Source organism: Bifidobacterium mizhiense (assembly GCF_020884755.1).
Lineage (GTDB): Bacteria > Actinomycetota > Actinomycetes > Actinomycetales > Bifidobacteriaceae > Bombiscardovia > Bombiscardovia mizhiensis.
In genome coordinates, this window is record NZ_BPWE01000005.1 from 48,831 (window position 1) to 64,196 (window position 15,366).

Here is a 15,366-nt window from a genome sequence, read left to right on the forward strand (position 1 = left end):
TCACAATTGATATCAACCTGTTGGATCCAACGAACTCTAAGCTGGCGTAGTGCTTTGCGGTAGCAACGCTTTCGACGACTTCGCCCTATGCCCTATAAGGCAAGCGCTCCTACCTTGTCTGAGAATCCCTCTATGCTTACGCGTAATTGCAAAGCCACTGAAGAGGTCGCCGAACCTATCAGTAACCGGGATCAGACAGTGCGGTGTCGCGCATTCTCGGCGAAAGGAGGTCCGGCCGAAACGGTTCGGATCCGCCCATCCGACCCGTTGGGCCCGGGTCGAACAGGTCCGGGACTGTCGCAACCCCATGTTGCGGAGCGCTATGTGCAGTGTCACAGACAGGCAAGGCGTCTGGATTCCGCCTGAGCGGAACTGGCCGGAACCGTCGTCATAGGGCTCTCAGGTCAGTCCAAGGAAAAGAGCAGTTATGGCGACCAGGCAGAGCGGAAAGGCCAGTCCCTCCGCTTCCACCGACCGGGTTCAACGCAACCTCAAAACCCGACACGTCACCATGATCGCCCTGGGCGGCTGCATCGGCACCGGCCTGTTCATGACCTCCGGCTCCACCATCGCCAAGGCCGGACCAGGGGGCGCGCTGGTGGCCTACGCGGCCATGGGCCTCATGGTCTATTTCCTGATGACCAGCCTGGGCGAGCTGGCCACTCACCTGCCCACTTCCGGCTCCTTTGCCGCCTACAACGCCCGCTATGTGGATCCGGCCCTGGGATTCGCCATGGGCTGGAATTACTGGCTGAACTGGGCCATCACCGTGGCTGTGGACATCTCCACCGCCGCCCTGCTGATCCAGTACTGGCTGCCCAACACCCCAGGATGGGTCTGGAGCCTGCTGGTCCTGGTGGTCATCTTCCTGATCAACGCCCTGACCGTGTCGGCCTTTGGCGAGGCCGAGTTCTGGCTGGCTCTGATCAAGGTGGTAACGGTGATCGTCTTCCTGGTCATCGGTCTGGCCATGATCTGCGGCATCATGTTCCGTCCAGCCGTGGGCCTAGGCAATTTCACCTACAAGGACGCCCCCTTCGTGGGAGGATTCCCCGCCATCCTCAACGTTTTTCTGATTGCAGGCTTCTCCTTCCAGGGCACTGAGCTGATCGGGGTCACGGCCGGCGAGTCCGAAAACCCCGGCAAGGCGGTTCCCAAGGCCATCAACGACGTCTTCTGGCGGATCCTGCTCTTCTACGTGCTGTCCATCTTCGTCATCGCCGCCCTGATCCCCTACACCAGCCCCAATCTGCTGAGCTCCGCCGATGGGGACATCGCCATGTCACCCTTCACCATGGTCTTCCAGCGGGCGGGCCTGGCCTCGGCAGCCAGCGTCATGAACGCCATCATCCTGACCTCGGTCCTCTCGTCCGCCAACTCGGGTGTCTACGCCTCCACCCGGATGCTCTACGCCCTTGCCAAGGACCATTACGCCCCCGCCTTCTTCGGGCACACCACCCGTCACGGCATACCCATGGCCTCGCTGATCGCCACTCTCGTGGTCTCCCTGGCCACCTTTGCCGCCAGCATCTTCGGCCAGCGGATGTACATGTGGCTGGTGGCCGCCTCGGGGCTGACCGGATTCATCGTCTGGGTCGGCATCGCCCTGAGCCATTACCGCTTCCGCCGCGCCTGGGTGGTCCAGGGCCACCGGGTTGAGGAGCTGCGCTACCACGCCAAGCTCTTCCCCCTGGGGCCTATCCTGGCCCTGATCCTGTGCGTCATCGTCATCGGCGGACAGAACATCGAGGCCTTCGTCAACTGGAACTGGCAGGAGATCGGCATCACCTACATCAGCGTGCCCCTGGTGCTTGCCCTCTACCTGGGTTACAAGATCCGGTACCATACCCGGATCGTGCCCCTGAAGGAGATGGACTTGAGCGGGGATCCGGAATCGCTATGACAGATCCGTCAACTACCATGACACATTGTGACCACGGGAGCCGAAAGGCCATACCAATGGCATAGACTCCCTAAGCGTTCGAGGACCGGCTCAAGGACCCGGCCATATGAATCCATTCCGGCATCCAGCCGGCATATCAGGAATCGCAATTTCAGTACGACCCCGGACTCCCCGGTGCGTCGCCCAGCCAAAAGGAGGAGGATCATGACGCAGAACACCAGCAATGCAGCGTCGAACACCAATCAATCCGACCGGGCCGGGCAAGAGCATCATGGCTACGGCAGCGTCAAGCGCAACCTCAAGACCCGCCACATCTCCATGATCGCCCTGGGCGGCTGCATCGGCACCGGCCTGTTCATGACTTCCGGCTCCACCATCTCTACAGCTGGTCCCGGCGGCGGACTTCTGGCCTACATAGCCATGGGCGTCATGGTCTACTTCCTGATGACCAGCCTGGGCGAGCTGGCCACCCACCTTCCAGTGTCGGGATCCTTCGCCGCCTACAGCGCCCGCTACGTGGATCCGGCCCTGGGCTTCGCCATGGGCTGGGACTACTGGCTGAACTGGACCATCTCGGGTGCCGTGGACATCTCCACCGCCGCTCTGCTGATCCAGTACTGGCTGCCCCACACCCCAGGATGGATCTGGAGTCTGCTGGTCCTGGTCATCGTCTTCCTGATCAACGCCCTGACGGTCTCCGCATTCGGCGAGACCGAATTCTGGCTCTCACTGATCAAGGTGGCCACCATCATCGTCTTCCTGGTCATCGGCATGGCCATGATCTGCGGCATCATGTTCCAGCCAGCGGTCGGTCTGAAGAACTTCACCTACAAGGACGCCCCCTTCGTGGGAGGCTTCCCGGCCATCATGAGTGTCTTCCTGATCGCCGGCTACTCCTTCCAGGGAACCGAGGTAGTGGGCGTGACTGCCGGTGAATCCGAAAACCCCGGCAAGGCGGTCCCCAAGGCCATCAACGACGTCTTCTGGCGGATCCTGCTCTTCTACGTACTATCCATCTTCGTCATCGCCGCCCTGATCCCCTACACCAGCCCCAACCTTTTGGGAGCCTCTGACGGGAACATCGCCATGTCGCCGTTCACCCTGGTCTTCCAGCGGGCCGGCCTGGCCTCAGCGGCCAGCGTCATGAACGCGGTGGTGCTGACATCCATCCTCTCGGCCGTCAACACCGGAGCCTACGCATCCAGCCGCATGCTCTACGGACTGGCCAAGGATCACTATGCTCCGGCCATCTTCGCCAAGACCACCAAGCGGGGCATCCCCCTGGCGGCCCTGGTGGCCACGGTATGCATGTCCCTGGCGACCTTCGCCTCCAGCATCTTCGGCCAGTCCTTCTACATGTGGCTGGTGACCGCCACCGGGCTGACTGGGTTCATCGCCTGGATCGGCATCGCCCTGAGCCACTTCCGCTTCCGGAGGGCCTTCAAGCTCCAAGGGCACGACCTGAGCGAGCTCAAGTACCACTCCAAGCTTTACCCGCTGGGCCCGGTCCTGGCCATGGTGCTCTGCGTCATCGTCATCGCCGGACAGGACATCCCCTCCCTGCTCAACCTGAACTGGTCGCACATGGCCATGACCTACTTCAGCGTGGTACTGGTCCTGGTCCTCTACCTGGGCTTCAAGTTCGTCAACCACACCAAGATCGTGCGCCTCAAGGACATGGACGTGTCCGGCGCCGAATCCGCCCGCTGAAGCAGCAGGTACAGCGGACACCTTGTAAAAGTGCCCCGCAGATGGTCTGTTCCATCTGCGGGGCACCGTCAGGCCAAGCTCAAGCCTAGGTCAACGACGATGACATCGACCTTCTGACCGGAATGGCCACCATCAAGGCCAGCGAGACCATGAGCAAAGCCGCCAAACTTACTGCAGCAACATCCGCCCCGGTGGAGGACAAACCACCGCCCCCGACCGATGCATCACGGCCAGGGTCGTGACGACCATGTCCGTTGGCACCGGCAGAGATCAGACTGGTGCCTTGTCCCAGACCACCACCCTGCGTCCCGTTTCCGCCCGGTCTGCTGAGGGGAACCAGGGCCTTGATAGCCTCCTGAAGACCCTTCAGCGCCTGATCCACTGCAGCCTGGTCGGCATTGGGATCGTCATAGACAGCCTGCGCCTGCATTCGAGCCGCAGTGAAAGCCGTCCAGGAACCGGACTCATATTTGCCCTGGTCCAAACCATCGGCCTTCTTCAAGGCAGCAGAAAGACCGAATTTGTCGACCTTGACCGCAGAATCAACCACCTCGACCCGGACTTTCACATCAGGGTGAGCGAGTTCTTCATCCGCATCCATGTCCAGCACAGGCAGACCATCCGCTGCCCAATGGACTCGGCGCACGAAAGTATCCCGCCCGGAATAGTTGCGGTAGCCATCCGTCTTGTTGGCGTATGCGTGGAAGACGTAGATCTGATTGCCGTCCTCGTCCTCGCTCCACATGCCATGGCCCGTGCCCAGCTGCCACTTTCCGTTGAAAATGCCTGAATTCTGGATGGGGTAGTTGAGATTGCTCCAACTGGCTGGATTGGTCAGATCGGTATTGCCCGATCCGTCGGCCACAGCCATGCCCGTGGTGTAGGTCTTGCCGACTGAGGAACCGGAATACATCATATAGAGCTTGCCCTGGTGCAGGGTTACATTAGGCCCCTCGGCGATTGTGGCGTTCCAGGCGTAATCCGGGGCGACAATCCTCACCGGGTCGGTGGTGACGTGAGCAGGGTCGGCAGGATTCATCCTGGCCAAATAGGTGGCGCCCAGCTGCTGCCAGACATAATAGGATTGTCCCTTCTGATCCTGGAAGTAGCTCATATCCAAGGACATGCCGACACTTCCATCAGCGGCAAGGGCCAGGGGACGCCCGTCGGAACGAGTCACAGCTTGCGGCCGCTCCCAGTTGGAAGCGACGGTCGGGTCGAGATCATGACCTCCGGCATCCTGCTTGAGCTGCATATAGACGGCCTTGCCATTGGTCCACTGGTTTCCGTATCCCGCCATGAACAGGACTGTCAACCTGCCGTTGATCTCGTGAATCTCGGGCGCCCAGAAGCTGTGCATGATCGGCTGCCCCTCTGCATCAGGATCCCCCGCCTTAAGGATGATATGTTCCTTGGCGTTGTACCCGTTGGCATCAATCAACCCGGAATCCTGACCAGGGGTGTCAGCCAGATCGGCGATGGCATCGGCCATCCGCAGGGGCATATGAGGACTGCCATGCTGCCAGGTGCAGTCTCCTTCAATGTCATTGGTGGCAATCATGAGGTACTTGGTATCCACCCGTTCATGACCGTCCACCTGCCGCTTCCACTGCCACTTGTAGATGGAGGGATCGGCACGCTCCTCAGCAAAAGGAACCTTGTAGGAGGTCTGGCCGATGGTGCCGGTGACCTCGTATTCCCCGACTTTGTTCAAGTCAAGATGCGAGGTATCCCAGTCTTTGATGGGCAGCGACCCCGTGGAACCATCGGAATAGGTCAGTCGAGCGGTTTTCGGCAGCTTCAATCCGTTTGCTGAACTCCCCTTGGTCACAGTGATGTCCTTGAAATCGTCCACGCCGGTGTTGTTCAGACGACCGAATCGGGTTTGCAGGGCCTTGACACGGTCCTGATCAATGACGATGGACGAACCGTGGCGATAGTCATCGATGCCCTGAACCTTTGACGCCGGTTGGCTACCACCGACTGTGGCGAACCGCCCAACATGAACAGGTCCATGCGCGGAATCCTTGTCCCTGAGCTCAGCGAAACTGGTGTACTTGGGCACTCCGTTGTCGTCATACCACCCGATCATGGTGGTCTTGGATGCCGTATCGTATACCCCGTAGGGGCTGTTGACCCCGTTGGTTTCGCCCAGGTCAATCAGGCCTGCGGAATTCGGGGACTCCTCATAGGCAAGCAGGTCGGTGGACCGGGCAAAAAGCAGATGACCGGGACTGTCCGGCACATCCGTCCCCCGGTTGGTGCGCACGGAGAGGATACCGTAGGACCCATCCCCCATCATGAAAATCGAGGGATCCTTGAGGCTGCGCGCGTAGTCCCTGGTGTTCTGGTTGACGGGCTGCGAGGCGTAACCCAGTGGGAAGAAGATGCCATAGTTGCCGTTGTAGGGCTGGTACCGCCCCGAAGCTTCGTCCTTGAGGGCCAGATGCATGCTGTGCGCAATATCGCCGTTGTTGGCTGTATCCGCCGAGGTCGCATTACGGTCGTAGGCAAGGAGGGTGCTGGCCTTCGACTTGGGAAGGACTTTCACCTCGAAATCTTTGACAACAGGTTCGGCAACTCCCGCAGCGGTGATTGTGGCAGTGATCCGTCCAGAGACAGGCTTGTCGCCAGCTATGGAGACCAATCCCCCGTCTTGGATGGATATGCCGGAAGCGGCCTTCAGCTGCAGAGTCGTATGATCCGGAGCCACAGGAAGTTTGGTCCCCGAGGCGATCAGGGGCGGGATGACGTAACCGTCAGCCGCCTCCTGCAACCTCTCGGCCTTGGTCTTCGTGCTCGGTTTGACAGTGATGCGGTAGCTCTTGCTGCCGGTCAATCCACGCACTGTGGTGGTAGCCGTCATGGTTACCGTTTGATCCTGAGCGCCGGAGGGCGGCTGGTTGACCATACCTGTATCAGTGATGATCGAAGGATCCGATGAGGACCAGGTTACCGTGCCTCCTGCTGTGGGAAGTGCCAGGTAGTCACCGTCCACGCTCTGGTCATGGAAGCCCAGGGCATCGATGCGTCCGTCCACCAGTTCGCTCCTGTGGATGTTGGCGTCGACAGTGCTGATGCTCTTGACCTGTCCAGCGTCCAGAGCCCTGCCGTAGACGCGGAAGTTGGCCACCTGGCCCTTAAAATTCACATCCTTCCAAGGCGAGTGGCCTATGGTGTTGAGGCTCTGGTCGCCAATGTCGGCAGTGGTGACGGGAACCTTGCCAGAGGCGACCTCCTCGCCATCGACGTAGAGCCTGGCCATGCCGTCCGATCCGTCCAAGGTGGCCGTCACCGACATCCACTGGTCGGCCCGGACTGCACAAGAACCCGACTGGACCAGATGCTCGGTTCCCTTCGCCTTGATGCCTACCAGGGGCTGGCGTCCGAAGGCGCAGTTGAGGGAGCTGAACAGGTATTCCTGGTTGGAGGCGTTGCCGATGTTCCACATGAAGTGGAAACTCTTCAGCATGTCGGGATCCGCCTTGACCTCCATCTGGACGGTAGCGGAGGACTTGCCGGAAAGCAGATCCGCAGGCAGCCGAACCCAGCTGCCCCCTCCGCTCCAGTCCCCACCGGAAAGAACCAGCGATTGATCCTTCCACAGATCGTCTCCCGGATTCTGCACCTGGGCCTCGCCAAAGGCGCTGCCAGGGGCGGTATTGGCGACCGTGTGCCCGTCCGATGGCTTGCTGGCGAAGGAGTACTCGGCCAGCAAATCCTCGGTGGGCAGGGTTTCAACAGCACTTGCTGCTGCGGGGATGAAAGCCAATCCGGCCAAGGCGGTCGGAATCGCCATCATCCAGGCGATCATTCTTCCACATCGTTTCACTTCTGCTCATCTCCGTCCATGGCTGATGCCGGCCCCTGTCGACGGACGAAGAACCTGCAGACGGCAATGAGAACCAGCCCCAGGCTTGCTGCCAGCAGGAGACTCGGAACCTTTGACAGGTCCACACCTGTGGCGGAGAGGGAGGGGCGAGCCTGTGCCTGCGGGTTCGCAGTACCGGATGGATTGCCGGATGATGAATGCCCCGGCTTCTGGGTGTTGTCCTTGTCGGGTGCAGGCTGGGCGCTGCGAATCTGGGTCAGTTTGACCTTGTAGGTCCTTGTGGTGGCCTTATCGGCTGCTGTGACCGTGACCGTCAGCATCCTTTCAGCTGATCCGGAAGAATCCAAGGTCAAGGCGACAGTAGCCTGATCATCCGTGGCGAGAGCGGCGATGTCGGCTTCAGTCAGTCCGGACAGGTCGGCGAGCGCCAGCGTGGCAGTACCCGCCAAGGCCTGCGCCAGGTCCACTTGTTGGCCGACCACGGTCAGAGACTTGAGGCTGGCGTCATTGGAGAGGACCTTGACCGTGACCTCCACGGGCATCCGAGAAGCATCCGCAGCGATTCCGCTCACTCGGAAGGTTCCGGGGTGGCTGTAGGAGGACGGATCCACAGCATCCCAAGCAACCTTCACCTGCTCCTTGCTTCCGTCAGCCTTGGTTAGCTCCACCTGGGCAGGAAGATTCGGCGTGGGATCCTGACCGACCTTCGTCTCTACAGACATGGCCGGAACCGAGGCGACCGCCACATGGGGCGCATAGGCCTCCAAGACCTTCTGATACTGAGCCCTGGTCACTGGCAGGACAGTGCCGTGCCGTGGTTTGCCGCCGTCCGTATTGGTCGGGAAGTTGGCCTCGGGCATCTTGTCGCCGATCACCTTCCACTGGTCGGCCTTGGATATATTGTTCGTGGCCATCGGCACATAGTGGTTGGGGCCACCGTGGTAATTGGGTTGATCGGCAAAGAGGTAGTACTGGTATCCGTTGACATCCCCATCGTTCGCCCGGAAAAGCGATGGGCCTTCGCCGGCGCTGAAAGTACCGCCGTAGCCGTTGGCCTGCCCGCCACCGATGCGCTCCCCGACCAGAGACCAGCCGTTGGCATCACCGGATGCGGCAGTCGGATAGGATCCGGCAACCTTGGCCAGAAGGTCCTTGGACTTCTCCTGACGCAGGGTCATGGTCTTCTCGTCCTTGTAGACGCGATAGTAGGTGCCATCCTTCTTCTGCACGGTGGCATCGATGGATCCCGAGCCGGGCTGACCCCTGCGGTCTACGTCGATCCAGACCTGGGGCTTGGAGAAGTTGATGAAATCGTCAGTGGTGACATACATCATCCGGTTGTAAGTCAGCGCGGTCCTTTCAACCGGATCGGTGCCCGGATACAGGTTGGAGGCCCAATAGACCACGTACTTGCCGATCTCGGCATCGTAATAGGCCTCAGGCGCCCAAGTGTTCCCGGCATAGTCGGTGCTCACCTTGACATGCCGCTCCTGGGACCAGTGGGTCAGATCATCCGACTCCCAGATCTCGATGTATTTGGATCCGTTGGCCTGGGCACCCATGAAACCGCTCAGGCCTCCGGGCGCATTGGGACGTCCGGATATCTTCAGATCGGTGGCCAGCATGTAGAACTTGTCGCCATCCTTGGACCTCATGATAAAGGGATCGCGAAGTCCCTGCTCGCCCTTGCTTGAGGTGAAGAGTGGCGCACCGTTGTTCAGCGTGTTCCAGTCCAAGGCATTGTTGCCCTTGGATGCAGCCAGGCTGATCTTCTCGCCACCGACGCCCTCGCCGGTGAAGAATGCCCAGACATAGGCCTGATCCTTGGAGTTGTCGGCAGGCATGGGCTGCACCTTAAGGGTGAACTCCTTGACCAGCCTGCTACCACCATGCCTGACCTCCAAGCTCAGGACCACGGTTGCAGCCGGCTTGCCAGCGGCGGGTCGGTTGACCTTCACAGTCTTGGAAGAGCCGTTGACGCCATCGACAATGACCGCGCCGACCGTTCCCGGATCCTTGACGGACCAGGTGAAGGAGGAACCGTGCTCCCCGACCGTAGGTATGGAGACATTGGTTCGCACATCGTCGGCATTCTCGATGCCCACGGCATCCAGATCAGCCTGGGCCTGCTCCTGATCGCTCAGAAGATGGGGAACCAAAACCTGATAGGCCTTGGTGCGAGTGACCCCGTTCAGACTGAAAGTGGCCGTCAGAGTCACCTGCGCATCCGGCTGCCCGGAAGCAGGCCTGTTGACAGTGACTGTCCCATCACTGGCCACGACCAGAGCTGTTGAAGAGGATGCCCAGTCCAGGTGCACGCCCGAGAGATCCGTGGGAAGGGTGAAGTTCTCACTCGCCTGAGCAGGGACCGCTACCGTCGGCATGATCTTCTCCAAGGCCTGGCTGGTATAGAGCCCTTTGATCCCAGCGGAATCCATGGCCTGATCGTAGATGGCGTAATCATCGACCTCGATCTTGCTCTTGGGATCGGGATAAGAGGATTTGCCCAAGTAGGCGACCAGATCCCCGTAATTGCCGAGGCCACCTTGAGGTATGGAGTAGGTGGAAGAACCCAGCGGAGCGCCATTGAGATAGGAGCTCATCTTTCCTGTGGAGCCGCTGATGACTGTGGTGTACAGGGCCATGTCGCCAGTGGATTTGGAGCCGGATGAGGGAGCCCCGGTGGATCCCGGACCCACTTCGGTGCCCCATGGGGACTGGTTGGGCTGATTGGCGGTCGCCGTGGTCATTACCGCCTTGACCCGCCCCGCAGGGTTGGATGGGTTGAGCAGGAAATACCCTTTGGTGGTATCTGCGTTCCCTATGTAGGCCGCTGAAGTGTTCACGGAGCCGGAATTATTCTTCAGCCAGATCGAAACGGTAAGGTCCTGCTTATCCTTCAAGGCACCGGTGGGAATGACTACGTCCTGGGTGCCGGTCAGCACGAGGCGACCATCCTTGACGGAAGCATCGCCTTCCAGAGTGGCGTCACTGTGACCGTCAGAGCCCTCGTTGGCTATGGTCCGGCCGCTGGGGGCAGCGTCGAAGGAATAATGGATCAGCGGTTTCTCTGTCTCCTCACCCGATGCGACAAGGGGCAGCAACGACCCCGATGCCAGTGTTACACACCCTAGGAGCAGCCCCAGGGCCCTCTTTCCATGTCCGTTCATTAACGGGCCTCTTCCTGTGTAATGCCATCACATCATTGCGGTGGCTCTTGAATGCTCCCGGAACAGCTGACTCCGGGAGCCTCTTGTCTTGGACTGCCGATGCCGGCCGTTCCTCGAAAACCCATAGGAACAGCCGGTCAGAGCAGTCAGTGCCTGGATGCCGACCTATATCCGGCCGATCGCAACCAGCAGATTGCCAGGACTGCGCATGCGAGTGCAGCCAAGGCAATGACGCCAACGGATGCACCTGTTTGAGAAAGCCCCGGGTCCTGTGAAACCGACCCAGCACCTCCTGCCTTGACTTGTTCAATGGGAGATGTCTGGGAGGGGTGGGTATCCGACGTGCCAGGCAGGCCAATGTCTGCAGCCTTAGCGACAAGCCCGGTCACCTTGGTCGAGGATGGCTTGACCAGTTTGTCGGTGTACCCCTGATAATCGACTCTGATATCTCCGGAAACCTCATCCGGCACAGTCAGCGTCGCCTTCCCATCGGCTCCTAGTTTCACATCGGTCGTCCAGGACTGACTCAGCCGCGATGCCGGGCTTTGCGTGATGCTCACGGTGCCGGCCACATCGCCCCGGTCTTCGGCCTTGACGGTCACGCTCAGCTTGCGGCTGTCCGAGGCATAATCAGCCTGGGTTGTGGAGGCGACCGGTTCCAGATGTGAGGGGTTGGCTGTGGTGTACCGATGCATGGCTTCCAGAACATTCCTAGGCACGGCCACGAAAGCCCCATGCCTCTTTGGGGTGGGCATGCCATCATCCGTGACATACCCGGTGACGCCCTTGCCGGGCTTCTTCTGAGTAAACCATCCTGGCGTCTGCGAAAGCCTGTGGGACCAGTCTGTTTTACTCAGATCCGTCTTGCTGGTCATGAAGGGTTGATAACCTCCCGAATCAGCCATGATGACCATGGCGTCACCGGCTTCGTTCTGGTTGACGTCATCCTTGTTCAGAGCTATGGATTCCGGCCCCTCAAAGGGAAGCAACCGCTGGTCGAGCAACCGCCAGGTGCTGGTCTCATCAGCATCGGGATCCGAACTGGACGTGGTGCAGGTCAGGCACTTCGACCGTTCCAGGAAGGTGGACTTGCCATCCACCACGTAGGATCCTGCGGCACCGTTCTCCTCGTTTTTGGTCATTCGGTAGTAGTAGCTGCCGATTTTGAAAACCGTGGAGTCAATGCGCGAGTATCCGGTGTCCTGCCAGTCCTTGGCGGGGGTGAAGTTCTTGAAGTCCCTGGTGATGGCATAGCGCACGATGTTGTACGGGGAACCCTTCTTCCCGGTGACGGCCGTCGAGCGTGAACTGTCGGTATAGGCCCTTGAGGAGAAGAAGACCACATAGGCGTTCAGCGCATCATCCCAGAATGCCTCAGGAGCCCAAGTCATCCCCTGGTTGGGGGAGTTGACGATGATGCCTGCATCCGAACCGTCCTCGGCGTTGGTCCGCGTCCAATTGACCATGTCCTTGGATTTCCAGGCTTCGATCTTCAGCGAGCCATATTGCTGGTTCTGACCCCAGCCCTGGCGCGAGACCTTCAGATCGGTGGCGATCATATAGTATTCGTCGCCATCATGCGAGCGCAGCACGTATGGATCGCGCAGGCCGGTGGTGTCCGTCTTGGAAGTGATGACGGGGTCGCCATTGTTGATGGGGCTGAAGGAGAAGAAGTCATTGCGCTCGGTGGAGGTTGCCGATTCATACAGAGCTTCGCCGATCTTTCCTCCAGTCTTGTCCGCGTCAGAGAGAAAAGTGACCGCGGCGTACCCGACATTCGGCGCAGACCGTGGCTTCTCCTTGACTACGACATCGACGCTGCGCGATATAGTGCGCCCATTGCCCGCCTTGGCGGTGGCCGTCAGACTGACCTTCTTGGAATCGCCCTGCCCATAAGAGGGTCGGGTGACGATTCCAGCGCCCCGATAGGGGTCGGATGCACCGTTGGCTGGTGCCTGGTAATTACTGTCCGTCGGACTGATGCGACCGGGATCGGAAGAGGTCCAGGTGACATCAACATCATGTCTGGGTCCCTTGGCCAGCAAAGGCAGGTTCCCTGTCGCCTGGGACGGAATCCCGGCGATCAGCGCATCCACATCATCTTGGGCAGCCGTTTCCGGATCCAAGGGTTTGACGGTTACGTCGACTGAACTGACCAGTCCGCCAGCCCGGCTGGCGGCGGTAATGGTGCTGGTCCCAGCCTTCACAGCCTTGACCTTGCCCTTGGCATCGACCGTAGCTACAGAGGGATTGGACGAGGCCCAGCTGACCTCCTGGCTGATGGCATTCTCAGGCGTGATTGTTGCGGTCAGCTGCCGCTCATCGTTCTCCGTCAAGGCCAGGGATCCGTTCACCAGGCCGGTTCCGGTCACGGTCAGCCCAGTCGGCATGACCAGATCGGCCCCCTTGTAGATTTTCAGGTCATCAATAGCGCCATTCCAATAGGCATCGCCCTGATAGAAGGATTTGCCGATGAAGGTGGTGGAGCCCCCCAGATCGGAGAGCTTGATACCGGTCTTGGCCTTGATTCCCACTAACTTATTGTCCCTGAGCAGGGCCATGGAATCATCCTTGATGATGATTCGGAAGTCATGCCAGATTCCGTCATTGTTGTCGAGCTGCTCCTTGAAGGAGGGCTCATTGTGCCAGCCATTGTCCGCAACAGCCAATTTGGCGCTGGTCTTGCTCAAATAGAAGAAAAGGTAATGCGAAGCATCCTTGCCGATAGCCAGCGAGAAGTAATTGCCATCGTCAGCATGCCTCGACTTGGCAGCGAAGTCGATGGTCGCCTCGTTGCCTATTGAGCCGAAGATCTCCGAAGGCAGCTGAGCATATTGAACGTTTTTTGAAGCATCCGACTGGCCATTCTGCAGATTCAGCGCCTCGTTTCCGTTTCGGTCTCCGAAGGCCCCAATGGATGCTCCGCCGTGAAGCGTCATGGCATAGCCATTGACTGAATCCGATAAGTTTCCCTGGCTAAAGTCATAGGAGGCAACCGGGGTCAGTGATCTGGTTTCCTGCCCTTGTGCCTCAGGACGCTCAAGAGCGTATGCCGTACCTCCCGCGAAGGACAGCAACATCGGCAGGGTCACCATGACCGACACCAATGTTTTCATTTTTTTCATGCACTCCACCACCTTTGGCTCATCGGGATACCGCAATCCCGCCTGCAGTGTCATGCCGACTGCTGGCTTGGCTTCGATGACTGCCCTTGAGTCGGCACGACAAGTATTCATAGATGGGTCATGACTCATGATTGATCATCACGTCAGCACCTATGCCAAAATCCATTCTGACATCTGCGGTTAGCCGCTGTCCCTGAAAAGAATAACGATTCAATAACAATAGATTCTCAGTATTAGCGAGTACGAACGGCAGGCATTCCCCCTACCTTATGGATCGAGGAACCATGCAACAGGGGCTCGACACTGAACCCCGATGCCTCAAATAAAAAAGCCGCAGACCGGATTCATATCGAATGCTGGTCTGCGGCGATGCCAGGAAAATGGCAGCTGATGCTCAGAACCTAGAGGTCACTGCACCTGGGAACGGGCGATCTTGCCGGTGAAGGACTGAGCCTCGTCGGCATCCTTGACGTCCTTGTTCCAGGAGAACATGGCGCGCAGCTTGGGGCCGACCTCCTCGATCTTCTCGTGGGAGAACTTCTCCTGGAGCTCCTTGAACTTGGGGGCGCCGGCATCCTGGTCGTCAATGAACTCCTTGGCGAAGGAGCCATCCTGAATGCGCTGCAGCTGGTGACGCATCCTGTCCTTGGTGGACTCATCCACCACGGTGGAGGTGAAATCGCCGTACTGGGCGGTGTCGGAGCAGGACCAGCGGGCCTTGTTCAGGCCACCCTCGTTCATCAGGTCGACCAGCATCTTGAGCTCGTGGCAGACCTCGAAGTAGGCGATCTCGGGCTGGTAGCCAGCCTCGGTCAGCACCTCGAAGCCAGCCTCGACCAGGTGGTTGACACCACCCATGAGCACATCCTGCTCACCGAAGAGGTCGGTCTCGGTCTCTTCCTTGAAGGTGGTCTTGATGGCGCCGGCGCGCAGGGCGCCCAGAGCCTTGGCGTAGGCCAGGGTGATGTCCCAGGCATCGCCGCGCGGATCCTGCTCAACGGCCACGACCACGGGCACGCCACGGCCTGCGACATACTCACGACGGACGATATGGCCCGGGCCCTTGGGGGCAACCATGAAGACCGGGTGGTCGGCGCTGGGCTTGATGTAGCCGTAATGAATGTTGAACCCGTGGGCGAAGGCGACGGCCGCACCCTCCTTGATGTTGGGCTCGATGTCGTCCCGCCAGATGTTGCGCTGGTACTGGTCAGGGGCCAGAATCATGACGATGTCGGCCTCTTTGGTGGCCTCGGGCACGGTCTTGACCTCCAGGCCCTGCTCCTTGGCGAAGGGCACCGACTTGGAGTTGGCACGTAGGCCGACCACAACGTCCACACCGGAATCACGCAGGTTCAGTGCATGAGCATGTCCCTGGGAACCGTAGCCGATGATGGCCACCTTCTTGCCATCCAGAACCGAAAGGTCCCCATCCTTCTCATACCAGATCTGTGCTGCCATTATCTACACTCCTTTATGTGCGGTCCAACCGGACCGGCTCTTCCAGGCCGGGGAACGCAAAATACTGTGAATTCCTGTCGTTGTTCCAGGCGGACGATGCTCTTTCGACCGGGGCGACGGATTTTGTCCTTGACCCCGATCCGTACCCAATGGATACGGTATGCCTCC

General features: G+C 59.6%; 6 protein-coding genes and 1 riboswitch. Of the genes, 2 read left to right on the forward strand and 4 right to left on the reverse strand.

Going from position 1 to position 15,366, the window contains the following annotated elements; translation table 11 throughout:
* The first annotated feature begins 152 nt into the window (after positions 1–152).
* Positions 153–331, forward strand: a riboswitch (Lysine riboswitch).
* A gap of 96 nt (positions 332–427) precedes the next feature.
* Both LPC22_RS07260 and LPC22_RS07265 read left to right on the forward strand, forming a co-directional pair.
* On the forward strand, positions 428–1,903 hold the full coding sequence (locus LPC22_RS07260) for an amino acid permease (protein WP_229133313.1): 1,476 nt from the start codon (positions 428–430) through the stop codon (positions 1,901–1,903).
* 204 nt (positions 1,904–2,107) lie between these two features.
* A complete protein-coding gene (locus LPC22_RS07265; RefSeq protein WP_229133314.1) occupies positions 2,108–3,613 on the forward strand; it encodes an amino acid permease in 1,506 nt (501 codons plus the stop codon).
* 85 nt (positions 3,614–3,698) lie between these two features.
* Here the strand turns inward: LPC22_RS07265 and LPC22_RS07270 are convergent, their stop codons facing one another.
* The 4 genes from LPC22_RS07270 to ilvC all read right to left on the reverse strand — a co-directional run bounded on the left by LPC22_RS07270 (position 3,699) and on the right by ilvC (position 15,198).
* Positions 3,699–7,412 carry a family 43 glycosylhydrolase gene (locus tag LPC22_RS07270; protein WP_229133315.1) on the reverse strand — a complete coding sequence of 1,238 codons (3,714 nt, stop codon included), beginning with the start codon at positions 7,410–7,412 and terminating at the stop codon, positions 3,699–3,701.
* 29 nt (positions 7,413–7,441) lie between these two features.
* Complete coding sequence (locus LPC22_RS07275; RefSeq protein ID WP_229133316.1) at positions 7,442–10,615, reverse strand: immunoglobulin-like domain-containing protein; 3,174 nt, start codon at positions 10,613–10,615, stop codon at positions 7,442–7,444.
* A gap of 146 nt (positions 10,616–10,761) precedes the next feature.
* Complete coding sequence (locus LPC22_RS07280) at positions 10,762–13,740, reverse strand: Ig-like domain-containing protein (protein WP_229133317.1); 2,979 nt, start codon at positions 13,738–13,740, stop codon at positions 10,762–10,764.
* A gap of 408 nt (positions 13,741–14,148) precedes the next feature.
* Entirely contained in the window at positions 14,149–15,198 is a 1,050-nt protein-coding gene (gene ilvC, locus LPC22_RS07285; RefSeq protein ID WP_121914896.1) for a ketol-acid reductoisomerase, read from the reverse strand.
* Positions 15,199–15,366 lie beyond the last annotated feature (168 nt).